The organism is Gordonia sp. KTR9 (assembly GCF_000143885.2).
In the GTDB taxonomy this organism is placed as follows: domain Bacteria; phylum Actinomycetota; class Actinomycetes; order Mycobacteriales; family Mycobacteriaceae; genus Gordonia.
This window is the reverse complement of record NC_018580.1, coordinates 74,444-93,592: the sequence shown is the minus strand read 5'-3', so window position 1 is coordinate 93,592 and position 19,149 is coordinate 74,444. Positions and strand designations below refer to the sequence as shown.

18 protein-coding genes are annotated in these 19,149 nt (G+C 63.6%); 12 read left to right on the top strand and 6 right to left on the bottom strand.

Going from position 1 to position 19,149, the window contains the following annotated elements:
* Nucleotides 1-265: 265 nt before the first annotated feature.
* Complete coding sequence (locus KTR9_RS00425; protein ID WP_014924715.1) at nucleotides 266-1,381, top strand: site-specific integrase; 1,116 nt, start codon at nucleotides 266-268, stop codon at nucleotides 1,379-1,381.
* Nucleotides 1,381-2,379, top strand: a complete 999-nt coding sequence (locus KTR9_RS00420) for a hypothetical protein (protein ID WP_014924714.1) — start codon at nucleotides 1,381-1,383, stop codon at nucleotides 2,377-2,379. Before KTR9_RS00425 ends, KTR9_RS00420 begins: the two co-directional genes overlap by 1 nt.
* A 63-nt stretch (nucleotides 2,380-2,442) precedes the next feature.
* Here KTR9_RS00420 and KTR9_RS00415 read toward each other — a convergent pair whose 3' ends face one another.
* The gene (locus KTR9_RS00415) at nucleotides 2,443-3,054 is read right to left on the bottom strand and encodes a hypothetical protein (RefSeq protein ID WP_014924713.1); all 612 of its coding nucleotides are present in this window, start codon (nucleotides 3,052-3,054) and stop codon (nucleotides 2,443-2,445) included.
* A gap of 258 nt (nucleotides 3,055-3,312) precedes the next feature.
* Between KTR9_RS00415 and KTR9_RS00410 the strand changes: the two genes are divergently transcribed.
* The 9 genes from KTR9_RS00410 to KTR9_RS00380 all read left to right on the top strand — a co-directional run bounded on the left by KTR9_RS00410 (nucleotide 3,313) and on the right by KTR9_RS00380 (nucleotide 7,989).
* Entirely contained in the window at nucleotides 3,313-3,684 is a 372-nt protein-coding gene (locus tag KTR9_RS00410) for a hypothetical protein (RefSeq protein WP_014924712.1), read from the top strand.
* 48 nt (nucleotides 3,685-3,732) lie between these two features.
* Nucleotides 3,733-3,861: a hypothetical protein gene (locus KTR9_RS28105; RefSeq protein WP_274518042.1), complete on the top strand. Its 129-nt coding sequence runs from the start codon at nucleotides 3,733-3,735 to the stop codon at nucleotides 3,859-3,861.
* Nucleotides 3,862-3,977: 116 nt separating this feature from the next.
* Nucleotides 3,978-4,130, top strand: coding sequence for a hypothetical protein (locus tag KTR9_RS27570; RefSeq protein ID WP_158409738.1), 153 nt, complete (start codon nucleotides 3,978-3,980; stop codon nucleotides 4,128-4,130).
* Between the two features lies 1 nt (nucleotide 4,131).
* Complete coding sequence (locus KTR9_RS00405; RefSeq protein ID WP_044505523.1) at nucleotides 4,132-4,446, top strand: hypothetical protein; 315 nt, start codon at nucleotides 4,132-4,134, stop codon at nucleotides 4,444-4,446.
* A 130-nt stretch (nucleotides 4,447-4,576) separates the two neighbouring features.
* Nucleotides 4,577-4,891 carry a hypothetical protein gene (locus KTR9_RS00400; RefSeq protein ID WP_044505522.1) on the top strand — a complete coding sequence of 105 codons (315 nt, stop codon included), beginning with the start codon at nucleotides 4,577-4,579 and terminating at the stop codon, nucleotides 4,889-4,891.
* Nucleotides 4,892-5,082: 191 nt separating this feature from the next.
* A complete protein-coding gene (locus KTR9_RS00395) occupies nucleotides 5,083-5,583 on the top strand; it encodes a hypothetical protein (protein ID WP_044505521.1) in 501 nt (166 codons plus the stop codon).
* A 35-nt stretch (nucleotides 5,584-5,618) separates the two neighbouring features.
* Nucleotides 5,619-6,938 carry a replication-associated recombination protein A gene (locus KTR9_RS00390; protein ID WP_238553848.1) on the top strand — a complete coding sequence of 440 codons (1,320 nt, stop codon included), beginning with the start codon at nucleotides 5,619-5,621 and terminating at the stop codon, nucleotides 6,936-6,938.
* 14 nt (nucleotides 6,939-6,952) lie between these two features.
* Nucleotides 6,953-7,258: a hypothetical protein gene (locus tag KTR9_RS00385; protein WP_014924708.1), complete on the top strand. Its 306-nt coding sequence runs from the start codon at nucleotides 6,953-6,955 to the stop codon at nucleotides 7,256-7,258.
* 215 nt (nucleotides 7,259-7,473) lie between these two features.
* Complete coding sequence (locus KTR9_RS00380; protein WP_044505519.1) at nucleotides 7,474-7,989, top strand: single-stranded DNA-binding protein; 516 nt, start codon at nucleotides 7,474-7,476, stop codon at nucleotides 7,987-7,989.
* 93 nt (nucleotides 7,990-8,082) lie between these two features.
* On the opposite strand, the gene KTR9_RS00375 is transcribed toward KTR9_RS00380, so the two are convergent.
* The 5 genes from KTR9_RS00375 to KTR9_RS00355 form a co-directional block, all read right to left on the bottom strand.
* Entirely contained in the window at nucleotides 8,083-10,077 is a 1,995-nt protein-coding gene (locus KTR9_RS00375; RefSeq protein WP_014924706.1) for a cutinase family protein, read from the bottom strand.
* A gap of 201 nt (nucleotides 10,078-10,278) precedes the next feature.
* A complete protein-coding gene (locus tag KTR9_RS00370) occupies nucleotides 10,279-10,590 on the bottom strand; it encodes a hypothetical protein (protein ID WP_044505517.1) in 312 nt (103 codons plus the stop codon).
* A 76-nt stretch (nucleotides 10,591-10,666) separates the two neighbouring features.
* Nucleotides 10,667-13,003, bottom strand: a complete 2,337-nt coding sequence (locus KTR9_RS00365) for a hypothetical protein (RefSeq protein WP_014924705.1) — start codon at nucleotides 13,001-13,003, stop codon at nucleotides 10,667-10,669.
* A 65-nt stretch (nucleotides 13,004-13,068) separates the two neighbouring features.
* Complete coding sequence (locus KTR9_RS00360; protein ID WP_014924704.1) at nucleotides 13,069-13,407, bottom strand: hypothetical protein; 339 nt, start codon at nucleotides 13,405-13,407, stop codon at nucleotides 13,069-13,071.
* Entirely contained in the window at nucleotides 13,408-17,871 is a 4,464-nt protein-coding gene (locus KTR9_RS00355) for a hypothetical protein (RefSeq protein WP_158409737.1), read from the bottom strand.
* 858 nt (nucleotides 17,872-18,729) lie between these two features.
* On the opposite strand from KTR9_RS00355, the gene KTR9_RS27565 reads away from it, so the two are divergent.
* Nucleotides 18,730-19,023: a hypothetical protein gene (locus KTR9_RS27565; protein WP_158409736.1), complete on the top strand. Its 294-nt coding sequence runs from the start codon at nucleotides 18,730-18,732 to the stop codon at nucleotides 19,021-19,023.
* Nucleotides 19,024-19,149: the final 126 nt, after the last annotated feature.

The window sequence follows — 19,149 nt, the reverse complement described above, 5'->3', positions numbered from 1 at the left end:
TGTTAAACAAGCTGGACCACCTTGTTAATCTTCGCTGCATCTCGACACATCGAAAGCCGCACGTCGTCGGTCGCTCTCTACTCCGCCATCTTGTCGCTTATGATCTATGCGCGGTTGGCCACGAGAATTCGCTTTCTCGCAGCGTCTCGGGCAAAAGGCCACCTCAACACACTTTTACGGTTGCGACGCTGTCGTATCTGCCTTGTACGCTGGCTGTATGGCCACACTCGGAGATCGATCGCTACCCGTCACCTGGACCGCTGAGGTGTCCTCGGCCGCGCCGGCCCCCAAGCTCAGTGACGCCACCGCCGCCAAGATCACGCAATCGATGGCCGCATCGCGCTCGGAGAGCACGCTGAAGGCTTATGCCTCGGCCTGGCGTCGGTTCGATCAGTGGTGCGAGGTCGGTGGTCACACCGCTCTTCCTGCGCACCCAGCGACTGTGGCTGCCTATCTCGTCGAGGCGGCCGAGACGCTGGGTGACAACGGTGAACGCGCGTACGCGCCGGCCACGATGTCCAAGTGGGTCGCCTCGATCGCACACATCCACCGCAGTGGCGGCTATATCAGCCCCACTGATCACGAAGCTGTGCGTTCGACACTGGCGGGGATCCGGCGCACGTATGCCGCGGCCGGTGAGCGTCCGCGCAAACAGATGGCTCCGCTCCTGGTCGTCGACATCGTGACGATGGTCAACGTCGGCCGCGAGGCGGTCACCGGATGGGCCAGCGAGGTCCTCGAGCGGCGAGACAGTGCTCTGCTTCTCATGGGTTTCGCCGGTGCGTTCCGTCGAAGCGAGATGGTCAGGCTGCGATGCGGTGATGTCGCCGTTCATCGACTCGACGGTCTACATATTCACCTGCGCAAGTCCAAGACAGACCAGGTGGGCCACGGCGCTGTCCGGGCGCTGCCGTTCACGGTGTCGCACGCCAGCTGTCCGCCCTGTGCGGCTGTGCGCTGGTGGGAAGTCGTAGCCGCCCATGAGCGCGGCGGCCGCGCCGCGGTGATCCGCCTCCTGCGCACCGCACCCGATTTCACTGATCATGTGTGCAGGAACAGCTTGCCGCGAGTTCCCCAGTCCACGCCGTTCTTTCGCGCCATTGCCAAGAACGGGAATCTGTCAACCGCAGCGCTCTCGGGTGCTGCAGTGCACGCTGCGGTCCGGCGCCGCGCGGGCGCTGCCGGCTACGACGAAGGCCTCGTCGCTTCACTCGGAGGCCACTCTCTGCGAGCAGGTTTCGTGACTCAAGCTTTCCGCAATGGCGCAGACGCTCACGCCATCATGCGCCAGACCGGTCACAAGTCGACCGGGATGCTCGAGGTCTATGCCCGCGAATACGCCCCGCTGATGGGTAACGCCGTATCGGACATCGGCCTCTGATGAACGCCGCACCGACTCTCGCCGCACGTGATCGTGCCGTGTGGTCTCTCTTCGACGACTGGTGCGCCGGCAGTGATCGGCTGGCTCTCCCCGCCACACCGGACACCCTCGCACGCTTCATCACCGAGAATCCTGCCGCTGCGTCGACGCAGCGTCGCAGGATCACCGTCATCAACTCGGTGCATCGCACTACCGAACATCCGGCGCCCGGGGACGCCGAGACTGTCCGACAAATGGTCAACCAGACGCGCGCCGAACGACTGGCGCGGCTGACGGCAGACGTCGCCGGTGTCATCGACCGCCTACCCGCCGCTGGGTGGACCGCTGGACTGTTCGGTCGCCGCGATGGTCTCCTGTTGCTGTTGGCGGCCGCCGGGTTGAGCTTTGAGCAGATCAGCGCTCTGCGACGAGCTGACTTGAGCGCGGCCGGCGACACCCTTGTCATCGAACGCCACCGGATCATCCTCACCGCACCGCCATATCCGGGCAGTGTCTCTCCAGCCCAGGTGTACCGGCGGTGGGCCCAGATTCTCGACTTCCAGGACCGGGCCCCATCCACCCGGCTGCTGGCCAACAGGCTCGACGCCGACCGCCTACCCACCGAGTTCTCTCCGCGCTCATTGACTGATAGGGCTCTCGCACAACAGCAATCGGCCCCGATCTTCACTCCCATCGACCGGTGGGGGCACACTCCCTTCGATCGATCCGCGTTGTCAGCGCACTCGATTGCCGGGATCGTGGCTACTCATCTGTCGGGGCGTTCGCCTACCCACCGGCAGTACCGTCCTCGAGTTCGTCACGACGACGTGCCCGAGCCGTACCAACCGCCGACGTACCCCGAGACTGTTCTCGACGACGGCTACTACGATCGCGGCCTGCAAGCACGTCGGACGGCCCAGGCTTCCCTGACCGATGTCGTTGATGTCCTCGACGATGTCGAAGATCGGGCCGACGAGATCATGGAGAAACTACTCGCCGTCCTCGACGGCCAACTCTGAACCGGAAACGGCGAGTCCCTGGCCGATTGACGTGAGCCAGGGACTCGCTGTGGACCGTCTCGATCACCAACTCTTGGTCAGGAAATCCGACTCGCGTACCGGCGGGACATTGACCCAGATGCCAGTCCCTACGACCTGTTTCACCGTTTCAGATGCTGCTTCGGTGTGGAAATACTTGCGCTTGCTTGCCTCGATACGGGTCCAGTCCATGACTGACCGGACATGCTCGGGGTGGACATACCCCTTGCAGGTCGCCAAGAGCAGGCACGTTCTGTCCACGATGTGGCGGCAGTTCACGTCGGACACCGACCAGACGCCCTCGATGCCGTCGAGCTGGTATGGCTGGGCGTAGTCCACACCCATGTGGGTGCTCAGGACCTTCCCTGTGCCACGTTCCACGATGCGATCGCTCCGCAGCTTTCGGGCCAGACAGCTGACTCGGAAGACTGTGTCTCCCAGTTCTGCCGGATCGGCAACAAAACGGGTCCTCGCGACGAATGCTGTCAGCTCGTCACTGTCGATGCGAACCTGTACCCCTGCCCCGATGTCATGAAAGAGATTGGCTTTCACGAGTTCGAAGACCTTCTTACTGGTGACTGTCGGCGCGCCGCCGCGGGTGGCGAGGTGCTCGGCCAGGAACTGGGCCGACTGTGTCGTGCTGAGGGCGAAACCCATGACTCATCCTTCGGGGCTTGACCGCCGGAGGCTCGATCGCTCGATTGCGATCAGGGACTACCTTTCCGGCGGAGACACAAGGTAACACACATTGACCCGAAACGTTACAGGTATTGAACTGCTGCGATACCGCTGCCCCGGTCGTGAAGACATCTGCCGGGGCAAGGCCCCGGCCGGAAACGTGGGTGACAACCTCACCGGGAGTGCGTGCGATCGCAGCCCTCTGTTGGCCTGCCGGCCGTAGTCAAGGAGACCTCCATGGGACTACTCATGACCCCGTCCACCACCGACCTCGTTACCGGCGACGCCACCCCCGCGTTCGGGCCGCTCTCGATCACCGCGATCTCGGTCGATGAGGCCGTCGACCGCATCGTCTCGTCGACGGCGCCCATCTCGAAGGCCGTGAACGGACACCGGAACCCTGAACGCATCGCTGAGTTGATTCGATCTCGCCTTGCCGACGGCAACGGGGCGACGACAGCGACGATCTTCGCTGCCCACCAGCGCCCAATCACAGCGATCTCAGGTGTCGTCGTCGGCGTCACCGATCAGGTCGTTCAGTTCGCTGACGAACACAAAAGCCTTCGCACCTGGCCGATCGCAACCGTCATTGCTCTGATCGCAGACTGACCGGCCACTCGAATACCTCCCTCCCACAACACAATCGCGAGGACATACATGGACGCGACGGATGCACTACTGGCGATTCAAGACCTCATGGATGGGGTGATCTGGACACCGGACACCCTCGAGACCATCGCAGACATCATGCGCTCGGCCGGATACCACATCGAGGCTCGCAAGTAGTCACGTCAAACGCCTGCTTGCGGGTGCCACAGCATCTGGGATCTCCGTCCCTGCAGCAGAAACGACAAACTTCGGTCCGCATCGGCGAAGGCCGGCGGCCACGACTGGAGGCCAAAGTGAACACATCTGACATGTGGCTCGTGTACATCGACGGACGCGGCGAGCAACACACCCAGCACTGGAATGACGTCGTCGACTCGGGCAGTCTCATCGACCCCGACACCGGCGAGGACATGGACGTCGTCGGCTGGACCGAGGGAGAGAACTGACATGGACATCACAGACATCGCTGCGCAGATCGAAACGACTGGAGCGCACCCAGTTTCGTCGATCAAGACGAGGCCGCCATCGAGTTCTGGCAGAACGCCGCAGACGAGGTCTGCTGACGTGTCCGCAACCGAGTACGGAGTCTTCAACGACGAAGGCATCCTCGAGCAGGACATGTGGTCCCGCGACGAAGCACTTGCGACCCTGGCGGCCCATTACCCCGACGACCCCCACGTCTACGTCGGTGAGGTGTGTGGGGACTGCAGAGCGAGCGAGCACGGCCTCGACGGCTGCGAAGGCTGCGTCGACAACGACTGATTGTGTGTGCCATTGTGCTGCCTCCAATTTCGACTCATCGCCGTGTCCTCGCGCTGCACACACGCTCCCTGCTGACCGCCCGGATCGGCTCCATGCCACGAAGCCCACTACCTGAGAGAGGCGACGTTTCATGACCCTCGACCCTTCTGCTTTCATCACCGCAGCCGACGTACCCGAAGCCCTTCTGGCTGATAAGTCACACGAGGAATGGCAACCGTCGCGCTGTTCTTGCACCTCCATCCGAGAAGGCGCCGGCGGCATCTCGTACTCCCTCGAGATACTTGGTGTGAACTGCGATGCCTGTGAAAGCTTCAGCGACAACTGCGAGCATGTCGACTGGTGGAACTCCTTAACCCGTGAGGAGCGCATCGATGAGATCGTTCAGTCTCACAACTCTATGGCCGCCGCCCGCGCGGACATCTCTGGAGAAGAACCGCCGTTCTGACCTCGCGGTCCGCACTCCAACCCCAGGCACTACCGACAACGGCCAGGCCGCACTGTGACGTGCAACCCTTCAGCAGCCCACCCCTCAGCCGCGTTGCCGCACTGAGGGGTGGTGCTCTCCACCCTTCTGAACGATCGAGGACCACGCGTAGTCCGTCCGCGCACCTCCAGACCCGAGAAAGAACTCCCTCTATGCACCACATCACGCTGAATCTTGATGCGAGACAACCCCTCGCAACTCCCCAGTGGATCGAACTGGATCAACGATTCCGCACCCTGGACCACACGGTGTCGGCCAACCAGCCAGCGCTGATGGCTCTGGTCCGCGAACTCATCGAGAGCCTGCACGCCCCGGCTCACAGCCGAGTGCTGCAGCTCGCCGAGTCTCCGTCGACGATGGTCTACATCTTCGCCGACTTCCATTGCGACGAGGACGGCGACATCACCAACGACAACCATCTGTCGCTGTCGGTGATGCTCGGCCGAGCACCGTTGATCATGGATTCTGGGATCAACGATGTCCGCGATCTCCCCCTTGCTCCAGACACCGCTGCTCTCGGCGTGGCCGTTGTACTGACAGCCGTCGTCGATTACATCAACGCTCTGATCCGTCGCGCCATCGAGGCCTTCTCCACAACCGAACCTGAGATGGCAATCGAGCGCATACCCGCCGCCGCAGGACACCAGAGGTAGACATCGACGTCGCGCCCTACCGAAAGCCCTTCACCGTGACGAATCACGAACCGCTCGCTGCACGGATGCGACCCAAAACACTCGACGATCTGGTCGGGCAAGACCATCTGACCACGCCGGGTTCGCCATTGCAGCAACTCATCTCAGGATCAATCGCCGCACCCTCTGTTCTTTTGTGGGCGCCGCCGGCGACCGGTAAGACGAGCACAGCCCGCATCATCGCGGAGAACACCGAGAGCCGCTTCGTCGAGCTCTCGGCGACAAGCGCAGGCGTCAAAGAAGTTCGGTCTGCTGTTACCGAAGCCCAGGCAGGCCTGGCCGCAGATCCGCCTGTGAGTACCGTGCTCTTCATCGACGAGATCCACCGGTTCTCGAAAGCCCAGCAGGATATTCTCCTGCCGGCGGTGGAGTCAGGCACAGTGTCGTTGATCGGCGCGACCACTGAAAATCCCAGCTTCTCTGTGAACCCGGCTCTGCGTAGCAGGGCGATCTTGCTGCGCCTGAAACCGCTATCGCAGACGAGCATCGTGTCCATCTTGACCGCGGCCGTCGACAGCCCGCGGGGCCTCAATTCGTCGGTCGAGCTTCCCGACGACCTGGCCCTCCTCATCGCCGGACTCTCCCCCGGAGACGCCCGGCAAGCCCTGACCGTCCTCGAGCTCGCCGCCGCGGCTGCGCGCGCCGACAGTCGCCGATCGCTGTGCGCCGGCGACGTCGAGAGCATCGCGCCCGCGGCGCTACTGCGCTACGACCGCGGCGGCGATCAGCACTACGACATCGTCTCTGCGCTGATCAAGGCTATGCGTGGCTCGGATCCCGACGCCGCGTTGCACTGGCTGGCTCGGCTGATCGCCTCCGGCGAGGACCCTCGTTTCATCGCCCGGCGAATTCTCATCCACGCCTCCGAGGACGTCGGGATGGCTGACCCCACCGCCATCATGGTCGCCCACGCTGCGAGTTATGCGGTCGCAACGATCGGCCTACCAGAGGCACGAATTAATCTGGCCCAGGCCGTCATCCACCTCAGCACCGCCCGCAAATCGAACTCAGTGATTGCTGCGATCGATGCAGCTATGGCCGACGTTGAGGCCGGCCGCACTGGGCCGGTCCCCGCTCATCTTCGTGACGCCCACTATCCGGGTGCCCAGGCCCTGGGGCACGGTCGCGGGTATCTCTATCCCCACGACTACCCGCATGGTGTGGGTCCGTCACAGCAGTACGGCCCGGACGGCCTTGAACTGAACTACTACTCCCCGACCAGCCACGGTTCAGAGGCTGCGGTGGCTCATGCGATGTCGGTTGTGGCCCATCTACGCCATCCCCCACATTCCGATACCAACCCCGACCTCACCTAACTGAAAGGCAGGCAATGTCCAACACACTGATCCACAACGAGATCAAGCAGATGTTCCGAATCATGGGCAAACACAGCCGCTTTGGGGCAATGGACACCGAGCCTCGCGGCGCGTTCGCCCAGATCCTTCACGACTTCCAGGCCGGCACGGAACCGTCGATCCCTGCGACTGCTGAGGGCTGGGGCCTGTTCACGAGCATGGAAGGGTCCGAGCGGGTGGCCACTCTCCTGTCGGATCAGGCCCACAAAGTCATCGCCGTCGCCAACTCCGACTATCGAGCCTTTCGTGAAGTCGCCCCTCGCTTCATCGACGAGCTGTAGTCTCCCCGGCGCGATACTGGTATTGAAAGGCCCTGATCTTCCTCCGGGCTTCTCAACTGGGCGAGCTCCTGATCGACCCGATCAGGCTGTTTGTCTTGCGGATTATCGACGTGATGGCGCGCTCATCCCCGATCTCACGGAGCGGGTACACGGCGACCCGCTACGCGCCAGCTACGATCGAGCCACAGTCGCGACTTATAACTCAGGAGATACGCATGGCAGGCGATACCGTCATCACCGTCATCGGCAATCTGACCGCCGACCCGGAACTGCGGTTCACGCCGTCCGGCGCAGCGGTTGCCAACTTCACGGTGGCTTCCACTCCGCGCACCTTCGACCGCCAGACCAATGAGTGGAAGGACGGCGAAGCGCTGTTCCTCCGCTGCAACATCTGGCGCGACGCCGCGGAGAACGTGACCGAGAGCCTGACGAAGGGATCCCGGGTGATCGTGCAGGGACGGCTCAAGCAGCGGTCCTACGAAACCAAAGAGGGCGAACGACGCACGGTCGTGGAACTCGAGGTCGACGAGATCGGCCCCTCACTGCGGTATGCCACCGCCAAGGTCAACCGCGCCTCGCGCGGTGGCGGTGGTGGCGGCGGATTCGGGTCCGGTGGCGCCGGCGGTAGCCGCGGCGGCGGGAACTCGAACCAGCAGGTCGCCGACGATCCCTGGGGCAGCGCACCCGCCAGCAGTTCGTTCGGCGGCCACAATGACGAGCCTCCGTTCTGAACCAGTTCAGCTCGGACAAGCAGAATCCCGCCCCGCTCAGGATATTTGAGCGGGGCGGGATTCTTTTTCTGCGCGGCCTCAATCAACGAGTGGTCATCGTTCGCCGGGATCGGTGGCCTCAGTCGTCTCAGTCGTCTCAGCCTGGCCGCCGCCGAGCTGAACGATCAGGTACTTGGCCATGTATTCCACAGAGTTCAGGTTCCCGACGAGGTCCTTCGACGTGTAGGCGCTTGTGTGTACGTTGCTCGCGATGAAGGAGCTGAAATCGACGGCGTCGGTAGCCAACTGGCCGAGGTCCTCCATGTTCTGCACGCCGCCTACGCTCTGAGCAAGCTTGGACGTCATGTTGAGCAGGTCCCCGCTCACGGCGCTGGTCCCGGTCTTCTCGACCGGCCGACCCAGGAGCCCACCGAGCACCGACTGGACTCCTACCGACCCGATGTCCAATCCGATCGGTACCAGCTTGATGGCTTCGGCGGGGTTGCCCTTGACGACGGACCAGGCAACTTCCTGTGCAAGACCGACGTTGTCGGCCAGCCGCTTGATGTCGACCTGTGCGAGTACCCGCATGACCTGTGATGCGATGGCCGACACCCCGTACGGGTCCGGGATCATCGCGACCATGTCCGCCGCCATCGGCATGATGTCGGTGTTGGCGCTCGCCGCGAGGTCCACCCACGGTTCGAGCAGCACATTGAGTTCTCGTGCGCTGGTGTGCGCCGCGTTGGCGTCCATCGCAGCCAGCTGCGAACCGAGCAGAACCACCTTGTCAAAAATGCCCTGGTAATCGGTCGACAGCACCGTCGTGAGCGCCATCAGTGACGTATCGATGACCGTCGACACTTTCAGGCTGCCGAGGACACCTGTCGCTGCAGCGAGATTCGAGCGATCGGTGCTGCTGACCGCTTCACTTTCGGATGCGACGGTGAGCCCCATCGACGCTAGGTTCTTCAATGCCTCGCCGCCGGTGCTCAGGCTGCTCATATCGCCGCCAGCAAGACCTGCGGTGGTCTCTGCAATTGATGCCGTGTTCGAAATGAGACTGCCCAGGTCGACACCGTCGAGTGTGTCGAGGACGTCGGCAGTCTGTGCTCCCGGTGTGCCGTTCTTCTCGGCTGTGAGAAGTGTTCGGGCGCCGTTCTTGTCGGCGAAATTCTTGATGTCCGCCGTTGAGCTGTAGGTCTTGTTCAGGCTTGCTGCGAGCTCGCCGATCTTGTTGAGCTGATCCTTCGACGGAGTGTCGGCCCCTTCACGAGTCAGTGCCGCGGTGCGGTTCTTGAGTTCGGACGCCTTGTCTCCAATGGCAGTCAGGTCGGTATCTCCGAAGTCGGAGACGAGACTGTCCAGGCCGTTCTCCCCGGCCGGTGTCTCACCGCTGAGAGGTGTCACCTCATCGGTGGTTGCACCAGTGACCGCTTTGCCGATGATCCCTACGAACGGGTTCGCAGAACTGGTGTTGCAGTACATATCCTGCTCGTCGCACACCCATTTGATGCGTCCCTCGAGCGAGCCGTACCCGCCCTTGCGTTCGCCGGCGACCCCTGCGCCGTCGACCTTGGTTCCGACCAGTTTCTCGTTGCCCCGCTTAGGGTCGGCGAGCAGCGCCACTGCCCGGACTGTTGCCGCGGGCACGGGGCCCTCGCCGTGTCCGATGTGCCATGCGACGTCGCCGGCCACTTCGGCTCCTTGGCTGTAGCCTGCCAAGCCGACCTTCGACCGAGGGCACTTAGCCATCAGCCCCGCAGTCTTGCGGACACCCTCGCTCTTACTTCCCTTGTACGACAACCCCTTGTTGTAGGCGCTGGCCGAGTACGGCACATAGACCACAGTGACCTTCTCGCCGAACTCCCGCTCGAGCTCCTGGCCGACCTTCGCCAACATTCCCGCTGGCTTGCTCGGGTTCGCGTTCGTCGTAGTCTCTGAGGTTCCAGGAACCAGGTACACCATGTACTCGGTGCACCCGTCTCCGAATCCCTCAGCAGCCGCAGTGGGGAGGCTGACCGCGGTCCCGCCGAGCACCAGGATCGTGGCCACCATCGTCGTTACCACTCGCACCGCACTACGCTTCAGTTGTTCAAGCGCTGCCATGGACATCTCCCACCTCATCTATGTCTGCCGACAAACGCCCCCGACAAATTCCACCCCAGCTGGACTATCTGCGAGCCTACCAAATAATCGCCTGTACCTGCTAAGACAGGCTCGGCCAATATTTTCCGGGAGAATCGATAAGGCCCGCGACCTGTTAGTCGCGGGCCTTACTCTTTGCGATGATTCTGTGGTGCTAGAGGTTCAGAATTCGTAGCCGTTGTCTCTCGCATGCTGGACGGCCTTGTTGCCTGTCAGATTCAGGCTGTAGGTGACCTGAGCTTCCGGGGTGGCCGATCCCTCTCGCTCTTCTGCGTCCTTCTGGGCATCGCGGCTGCTGTCGCGAAGATCGGCCGCTTCGAGCTGTGAGAGCGTTCGCTCCTTCATCGCCAGCGCGCGCTCAATGCCGTCACCGCCGAGCTTTGTCGCCGCGGCGGCGCGCTGCTGGCGCGCTGTCTCGGCCTCATTCTTCGGTGTACCCATGCTCTCCGAGATCATGTTCCTCAAGATTCCCATTGCTCTCACCTCGTATCTGATTGTGATCGAACATCAGTTCTTATTGTCAATCTATGTCGCCGTAATCAGCCCTGGCTCAAGCGCCGAGTTCTGGCCCAGTGCTCCGGTCCCTACTCCGAGGCGAATTCCCGTGAACCTGTTGCCGAGTGCGCATCGGCGGGACCTTGTCGGCGGGTCGGCTTGGCACAGGCTGAGGAGCCGGGCCGGTTGATCCGGTGTTGACCGGATCCGGCGCCCACCGCTGTGCCGGCCTACTGGGTGGGACGTTCTGGGCGCCCCCGCGCTTCGGCGTAGCCGCACTCTGCGACGACTGGGGCGTGGTTTCCGACGGTGGACCTCCACGCCCCACTGTCGGAGTTGCCTGCGGCACACCGGCTTCTCGCCCAGACCTTCGACGGGAGCCGGCCGAACTCAACCGTGCCTCAGCCGCTTCCATGTCGGCCCGCTTGGCAATCTCCTCCTGATACCCCGACCAGTCAGCAGGTACGGGCTTCATGCCCAGCGGCACACGTTCGACGGTCTCATAACCACGGGCCCGCCGCTGTACGTTTTCCTCTGGCCTGACCAGCCGCCACACTGCGCGCGGCGGCGTCGGCGGACGGGACTCCGTCCCGCTGGGCTGCTGCTTGTCAACGCCTTGCCGGACCGGCTGCGGACGGTCAATGGTGTCGACCCGCGCCGGGCCGGCGCCCTCACGGCCGACGACGCGCGCACGCGCGTTCTCCGCATCGAGCACCGCCTGGTGCGCCCGTGGCCCCCAAGGGGCCAACGCCGTGGCGCGAGGTTGCTGCACTCCCAGATCGCGCGGAGCCTCAGGCTCTTTACCCGGTCCTGTGTAGTCGGCCATCTGAGCGGCGTGCGTGGGATTGCTCGGGTTGAACACAACAGGCTTCAGGGGTGCGGGTCGACCTCGCTCCTTGCCCCGTTTGACCATCTCTGCGACAGCCTCGTTGTGGCTCTCTCCGAACTCCCGGGCCATCGCCGCGACGACCTCGGGCTCCGACGATTCAAAAGCAGTCATGCCGTTGAGCAAGGCGTTGGCCGCGACCTTCTGACGAATTTCCTCGGTGATACCGTCGTCGGCCATCGCGGCGAACGCTACTCGGCTCCGCTGGGCGCATGCCGCGGCCCGATCTCGTGAGGCTCCGCCGACTCCGGTGTTGTCGAGTTTTGTGTCGCGCAGCTCCCAGGCCGCGAGGTGACCGATCACTGCTTTGCGCAACTCAGCCGGTCCACTCTTTGCGGCCAGCTGCAGGTCCTGAAAAATGAGGGCGCCCAGGGCGTCCTGATGGCTGCGCGCGTCCTGGACACTGCGCACGGTGAAGAACGGGGACTCGGCGCTGTTGAGCATTCCGCCGGTTGCCAGCGCCCATTGGCCACCCCAGGTGAGCGTGGCTGCGCCCCCAGCACCGGGCGTCGTGGTTTGCGCGCTCGGTCGAAGGCTGCCGCTAGCGGTCTCGGTAAATTGTGCGAGCCTGAGGTCCTCGTCGTCCTCTGTGTGTCCTGTCAGCGTGCGTGCTGTCGCTATCACCACCTGGGGGTCGAGTTTCTGTGACTTCCACACCTGTGTGAGCTCGTCGACGGTCTCGCTCAGCGCTGTCAGGACGTACCCCTCATCAGCACCCTCACGAATCGCGACGTAGGCGTCCTCGTGGATCTGCAGCAACGACATTGCTGCCGATTCCGTCGAGAACGGAACTTCCTCGGACCCCTGCAGGACTGCTGAAACCTGATCGAGCATTTCTCTGTCTGCCCGCTGGGCCTTGGTCTTTGCCAGCTCGACAACCGCTCGACTACTACCCAACGGGACCTTCGCGGTGTCCTCGAAGTTCTTCGCTCGGATGAAGCGCAACGCGTCGTTGATCTTCGTGTTGTAGTCGGCTGTCAATTCACGAAAACGAGGGCTCAGTGCCCACATGACTGCGGCGCTCGATACTGACTCGATCAGTGTGCTCAGGTCTATTCCCTGTGCCAGCGGTTTGATGCAGTTCAGCGCCATCAGCTGCGTGTACTGATCGTGACGCGCACTGAGCAGTCCTGCCCGCTCCTTGGGCGTGCGTGTGGCGTTCTCGCCGGAGAACAGCCGGTTACCCACCGACTGGTCGCGAAGCCCTTTCCTGATCGCCCGCCTGCGGTCTACGGCCTCGCGCGCTACTGCCGCTCGCGAGGCTTCCGTCGGCGGCTGTGTGTTCGGTGCCGGCGGTCCGGGAATCACGTCGGCGAATACGTTGTCGCCGAGTTCGACACCATCAGTCATCTCGATCTCGAGCTCGGGTTCTTGCATAGGCGAGGGTGCCGGTTCGGGCTGGCCCTTCTCGATCCCGCGAGGTTGACGCTTTTTTGTCGCCGATGCCTGCACGGGGTCGGCGGGCTGCTTCTGGATCGGACTTTGCGCCCCGGTCGGTGCTGTCATCACTGTCTCCCCATTCTCAACGGGGACACCGGTGCGTCCCTGTGTCGATCGTTCGTGCGGTCTGGTCAACGCTGTCTGTCGGTGCTGCGTGCGCGCGAGAGCGACGCAAGCGCCTCGAGCTGCGCCGTGGGCGATGGTGTGTTCTCGCGCGCGGGGATCGTGTCGCCGATGCGCTTGCGGGACTGGTCCTGCTCAGGTTCCTCCCGCTCGACCTCGTCATCGACGGACGCCTCCACCGGAGTGCTTGTCGGTTGCTGGTGGAGCCCAGCGGCCTCGGGGTCCTGCATCTGCACGGCAACAATCCGGTCCTCGAGCGCCTTGTCACGTTCGGCACGCTGACGACGCAACTCTGCTACCCGCGCCAGCCCTTCCGGACTCGGTTCGGCGTTGAAGTCGACACCCATCTACGCCCCCAGCCCTTCGCTCTCAGACGTACGGTCTGCGGGTCTCACCAACGCCTGCGCCTCAGCCGCCAACCGATTCCACGCCGCCGTCGGCGCCCCGCGGTCACCTGCCTGGTTCGCCGCCATGGCCGGTGCGCGCACAGAAGTGTCGGCGGCCGCGACCGCCGGCAACGAGACTCGTTCCGCCTCCCGGGCAGGCCTGGTGGCGGGCGCCTTCTCGAAGGGATCTGGCCGCGACGAACTGCCCATACTCGCGCTGCGGGTGCGCGCGGTCCACTCCGAACGCCTCAGCTTGGGGCGATGCGCTGCGTAGGTGTCGGTTCGTCCGATCGCTGTGTATTCGATCGAATCTGAACGGTCGATACCTGTAGCCCTCAACTGCTCGTCGAGTGCGAGATTGTCGAGCACGGTGGTTGGCGCGAACGAGGCGTTCACGCCTTCGAACAGTTTTCCGCCGGCTTCGGCTGCTGCCAACACGTCGTCGAACTTGCCGCCGTAGGCCAAGGCATCGAGGGTCAGTGGTCGCGCGTAATCGGGCCAGTCTTCCCATGATTGGCGATCGGTTTGGAACATCGTGCCTGTTGAGTCGCTCAGCGCCGCAGCCATCGCTTCGACGTGTTCACGTGCAATCGGTACGCCCATGCCGGCTTTGTCGGCGTACATGCTCATGAACTGCTCGGTCCACTCTTTCGACGTCGCTTGTACCGGCTGACCCTGGTCGTCGCGGACGACGTCCCACCGGTGACGGCCGTTCTCGTCGGGTGCGACCGTCATTTTGTTGCCTCGCCACAGGTCTTTGGCCGCGCCGCTGATGATGTCGGCGCGGTAGGCCGCGTCAACCGGATCGTGTTTGGCTTGTAGCACCGATTGAGTTGCCGGGTAGCTGATCTCGCAGGCCGCGGTGATCAAGCCTTGGGCCCTGGCCAACTGGATCGCGCTTTGACTGATCGATCCGGCGATGCCGGTGATCTGAGACTTGAAGGCGGTCGCTGCTTGCGAACCTCGATACTTCTCGTCGAATGCAGCCGCATCGGGCATGCCGGCGTCGCGCCACTGCGTAACGATGCGTTCGCCGCTGACCTCGGTGACCGACTCCGGTTCGGCGCCCAAGTACTGCGCGTACTCGAGCAGTTTGTTCACGCTGCCCTTGCCGCCGCGCGTGTAGCAGCCTTTCACTGATTCCAGATGATCGCTGAGGTCGCCGAACCGCAGGACAACCCTGTTCGCGGTATCGGTGAAGCCTTCGCTATAGATCGACTCGCTCAATGCGGCCATCACGGCACGGTTGGCGTCGCAAAATTCTTCTGCACTCATCGTCCCAGCGCGGCGCGCGTACTCGTTGTCATTGGCTTCGCCGATCAATCCCTCCAGATCGGCTCTGCGTTCAGGGTTGTTGTGGCAGGCGACCTCGATGTCGAGTGAGGTGTGCAGGCTCAGCGGGTACACCTCGCGTTCACCGACTCGCTGCATCTCGCCTTGCGCGTCGCGTTCCCAGACCCCGATCGTTGTGCGCGCGCCCTTGTCGAGCAGGTTGGCTTCGACAGTCAGCTTGTCGAGGGCCTCGAAGTGAGCGAATGGGCTCAGGTTGCCGACCAGCCCCACCGAGTCCCCGTCGAAGTCGCCGTCCATGGACTTGACCGAGACCGGGTTGACCGCGACACCCGTCAATGAGTCATCAATGCTCACTCGCAGATAGCGGACGCCGCCGTCGCGCAGCACCGGGTCACGCCAGACCAGAACGTAGCCGTCGTCGCGGGGGGTTCCCGGAACGTAGGGGACCCCAGCTTCCTCGGCGTCCTCGCGGGTCATCATCGGTACACCCAGTTCGACGGCCATCGCCGAATTCATCGCGATCTGGTCGACCTCTAGGCGTGGGTCGCCAGTCCACACCGCTGTCGCCGAGTGCGAGAGCCGGTTGGACATGATCGATTCCTTGAACATGTTCTTCTTGGATTCGATGCGTCGTGAGATCACATCGGCGCTGATCGAGTTGTACGACCGCTGCGCCTCGGCTTGACGTACCGCCATCTCTTCGTTGTGGCGGGCCTCCGCGGCGGCATCGCCTTTCTCGCGCGCCTCATCGCGCAGCCTCTCCGCCTCGACGAAGGCGGTCGCGCTTTCTGAAATCGACATGTATCGCTTGGTGTGATCGTGGCGGCTGACGGTGCCGTCGACCATGTCCTGCTCGCTACGCAATCGTGAACTCAGCACGGGCAGCACCCACCGTCCTGGGTTAGCGGGCGAGGCCGGCGTGGCGCCGCCAGCGGCGAGCTTGAGTTCGAACGGTAGTTCCATCAGGCCACCGCTGCGGCTGATCGCTTCGCCGAAGGCTTCTCCCATTGCCGCGTGGTTGATGCGGGGCAGCTGATCTTCAGGCAGCGTCTTGCTGCGAGCGAAACGGATCGGGGCCGGGATTTCGAACAACGTACGTTCTGCCAGTGCTTGCGGTGTCGGTTGCGAACGCAGCGATCCATCGTGCTCGACGTCGAGGCCGAGTACCAGCATGTACTCACGCACGTCGGCCAGGCCAGAGGTGTTGTCGCCGTAGAACTGTCGCATCACCTCGTAGGCACCCTGGCTCTGCAACGCCCACGCCAACTGGGAGGACGCCTTGCGCCCCTTGCCCTGGGCCATGGCTTCGGCGTCGTAGACATTGGTCTTGGCGTCGACAGCCATGTGGGTCACGATCAGGCTCAGTTCGCCCATACCCGCGGGTACGGTCTGCATGCGGCCGTCGTCACCGGGAGCCTGCAGATCCGACGCGGCGGCGATCATCTCGCGCGCTGTGCCGCCGTTGAATCGACTGATCGGTGAGAAGGGACTCATCACCACTTCGAGCTCGGGGTTGGCGGCGAACATCGCGACCTGCTCGGACAGTCCCAAGTCGCGTGCCTGGTCAGCGTCCATATCGCGGTCGACGATCAGGCTGATCACGCCCTTGTTGCCGTGGAAGTCGCTGAGCTTGTCACCCACCGTCAGCGGGCGCATCTGCCCGGTGGTGTCGCGGATCAGGTGTTCCTCGGCGAAGTGGCGCGAGACGACGATCCCGTCTTCGAAGTTCCAGCCTCCGATCTGTGCCATCGCGGTCTTGACACCGGCGACAACCGCCGACGCTTGCATGACGTTTGAGTAGGTCATGTTCTGTCGGTCGTGGGGGTCGAATCCCATTGCCCAGGCATCCTCGTGCGCTGCGATGGGGACTCGCGCCTCAGGTGTTGCGCTGGGGACGATGGCTCCATCGGCGGTGATTGCGACCCCGGGGGTCAGATACCGCACCACCCCTTGGTTTTCGGCCATTCCGGTCATCATCGGGTCGAAGATCCCGTGTCCCGCATCGCGATCGAGCACGCTCATGTTCCGCATGCCTGTGAGGATCAGCGGATCGCGACCGTTGTCATTGAGTTCGTCGAAGGTGGGGTCGTTCTGTGCCTGTCGGTGCTTGAGCGCGTTGGAACCCTTTGCCAGCTCAGTGGGGTAACGGACACGACGGGCTTCGGTGGACAAGATCGCATCACGCCACTGGTCCGAGAGTCCTTCTTCGGCCGAACGCTCGTAGAAGTCGACAGGGTGTCGGTTGCTTGCCAGCCGCCGGATGGTGGAGTTCAGCGACGTCGCCCGTCCCACCTCGCTGCGTGGATTCGCGATGTCCTTGGCGATGATCGACTCAATCGTTTCGCCCAGGACCTGCTCGTAGCCTTTGACTCGGGTGCGCTGTTCCAGGGTGAGGTTCTCGCCAGGTTTCTGGGAGACCACCGAGGCTTCGAAGCCCGGCATGAACAGGAAGTTGTCGCCGCCGGCGAACTTCGTGACGACCTCGTTGTTGGGGCCGCGGTCGAGAACCTGGCCGATAGTGCCTCGGACGTAACGCTTCTTGCGGTTAGCTTCCTCGCCGGTCGCCCCGAGCGAACGGTTGTCGTCTTCGCCGACCCGCCGTTCGGCCTGCCACGCGATGATCCCGTTGTCGTCGACCTGAACACTCGTCACTTCAGCGGCACCGCGCTCAATGGCGGCTTTGACCCGCTCGCCCATCGCCCGCATCAGTGGCGACGGATGCTCGCTGACCTCGACCGCGGTGGCGGGGTCGAAACTGATGAGGTTGTCGGCGACCATCTTGTTGTAGTAACCGTCGCCGCGCAGCTCATCAGCGACGATCCCGGCTTTGGCGCAGGCCTCAACGATGTCGTCGTTGTTGCGCCACACGTTGTGTTCGGTGGCCATGAACTGTGCGACACGGACCGGATCGAACCGAAGTCCCTCCCTGTCAGCTTCGAAACTACCGATCATCGACTGTGCGACCAGATGGGCGTGTGCTCGGATCTTGTCTTGCGGGTACGGGCCTGCGTCCATTGCCGATGTGGCGGCGGCTGCGGCCGCGTGGTCACCGGCTGCGATGGCCGAGGCGTAGTCGGCTGCGGATGCACCGGGGTTGAGCAGCAGAACCCCGGAGTCGGGGTCGGTGAGCAATCGCCAGTAGTCCTGTTTGAGCGCGACGATCTCTTCGGGTGCGCCGGAGAAGTCCGGCACGTGGTTGGGATCACCGATGTTGGCAGCGGCCTCCTCGATCAAGCCTTCGACGTCGATGGCAGCGGTGACCCCCTCGGCAGCCGAGGCCACTGCGGCTCGCAGGTAGACCTCGGCAGCGTCAGGGCCCTCGAACCAGGTGGTGCGTTGGCTGACGACTTTCGCATCGCGCCGGATCCACAAACCGTCCCGGGTTTCGAGCATGGCTTCGTTCTTCGAGCCGACGTGGTAGCTGCGCTGGCGCTGACGTGGCTGGGTCCGGTCTCGCGCCCCCACCACGCCGACTGTTCCCTGCCCGTCGAGCCGTTCGACTCGCTCACCCAGGGCGAAACGCAACAGCGACACCGCCTCCGCGGGCGATGCCTCGTAGATCGCTGCGCCCTTGCCCTTCTTGTCGGAGTAGTAGGTGGCGATACCGTCGTCGTATACGCGACCGACCCAGACGTCGTTGGGCGCAACGTCAGCGATACGCACCGCCGCCTTGGTCCCCACGATGGAGGCGGCGATCTGTCCGGGGTTGCGGTCCTTGACCATCCGGTAGTTCGTCCCCGACTCACCGAGATGCTCCAGAATGGCCAGCGAGCGCTCCAGAGCCGCTGGACCCATCGGGCCCTTCTCTCTCGCGCCGGCCAGCACCCACGGTGCGAGCTCGCGGTACTCGGCTGCACTCATAAACGGCCGTAGTGCGCTGAGTCCCGTCACGTCGGCTTCGGTGATCGAAGCTCCGATCTCGGCCGGTTGGTGCTGTCCATCCTCAGGATTGAGGGCGTATAGCGCGAAGGCGCCCTGCGGCGCGAGACGATGGAGACGGTCGTATCCGGCTTGTTGGTCACCGAGTTCGTGTCGTACATCCTCGTCGACGATGGACATCATCTCGGTGCCATGGTTGAGCACCGTCTCGCGTCGGGCCCATCGGGGATCGAAGGGACTGACCGGCAACCGAACTCCCCCGGGAGGATTTTGGCCGCCCGCTCCGATGTAGAGGCCGAACGCGGCCTTGATCTTCGCGTAGCTGGCTTGCTCGTTGCCCTTCTCGGCGTCGGGAAACAGAGGGGTGTAGGTCTCGAACATCGAGCCCAGGGCTTCGTCGATTGACGCCATGAGGACAGCGGGTCCGCCCTCGCCGAGTCGGTCGATGGAGGCTCCGCGTCGGGCGAGCGCTTCGTCGAGACGTCGCCGAGCTTCCCGCCCCTGGCTGGCGCGCAATGCAGGGACGTCTTC

What these genes read in the sequence shown, in the direction of transcription:
- KTR9_RS27565 (WP_158409736.1), top strand. Translation starts at nt 18,730, where the DNA reads ATGGAGACGGTCGTATCCGGCTTGTTGGTCACCGAGTTCGTGTCGTAC.
- KTR9_RS28105 (WP_274518042.1), top strand. Translation starts at nt 3,733, where the DNA reads ATGGACGCGACGGATGCACTACTGGCGATTCAAGACCTCATGGATGGG.
- KTR9_RS00375 (WP_014924706.1), bottom strand. Translation starts at nt 10,077, where the DNA reads ATGGCAGCGCTTGAACAACTGAAGCGTAGTGCGGTGCGAGTGGTAACG.
- KTR9_RS00395 (WP_044505521.1), top strand. Translation starts at nt 5,083, where the DNA reads ATGCACCACATCACGCTGAATCTTGATGCGAGACAACCCCTCGCAACT.
- KTR9_RS00385 (WP_014924708.1), top strand. Translation starts at nt 6,953, where the DNA reads ATGTCCAACACACTGATCCACAACGAGATCAAGCAGATGTTCCGAATC.
- KTR9_RS00400 (WP_044505522.1), top strand. Translation starts at nt 4,577, where the DNA reads ATGACCCTCGACCCTTCTGCTTTCATCACCGCAGCCGACGTACCCGAA.
- KTR9_RS00420 (WP_014924714.1), top strand. Translation starts at nt 1,381, where the DNA reads ATGAACGCCGCACCGACTCTCGCCGCACGTGATCGTGCCGTGTGGTCT.
- KTR9_RS00415 (WP_014924713.1), bottom strand. Translation starts at nt 3,054, where the DNA reads ATGGGTTTCGCCCTCAGCACGACACAGTCGGCCCAGTTCCTGGCCGAG.
- KTR9_RS00365 (WP_014924705.1), bottom strand. Translation starts at nt 13,003, where the DNA reads ATGACAGCACCGACCGGGGCGCAAAGTCCGATCCAGAAGCAGCCCGCC.
- KTR9_RS00410 (WP_014924712.1), top strand. Translation starts at nt 3,313, where the DNA reads ATGGGACTACTCATGACCCCGTCCACCACCGACCTCGTTACCGGCGAC.
- KTR9_RS00360 (WP_014924704.1), bottom strand. Translation starts at nt 13,407, where the DNA reads ATGGGTGTCGACTTCAACGCCGAACCGAGTCCGGAAGGGCTGGCGCGG.
- KTR9_RS00405 (WP_044505523.1), top strand. Translation starts at nt 4,132, where the DNA reads ATGGACATCACAGACATCGCTGCGCAGATCGAAACGACTGGAGCGCAC.
- KTR9_RS00380 (WP_044505519.1), top strand. Translation starts at nt 7,474, where the DNA reads ATGGCAGGCGATACCGTCATCACCGTCATCGGCAATCTGACCGCCGAC.
- KTR9_RS00370 (WP_044505517.1), bottom strand. Translation starts at nt 10,590, where the DNA reads ATGGGAATCTTGAGGAACATGATCTCGGAGAGCATGGGTACACCGAAG.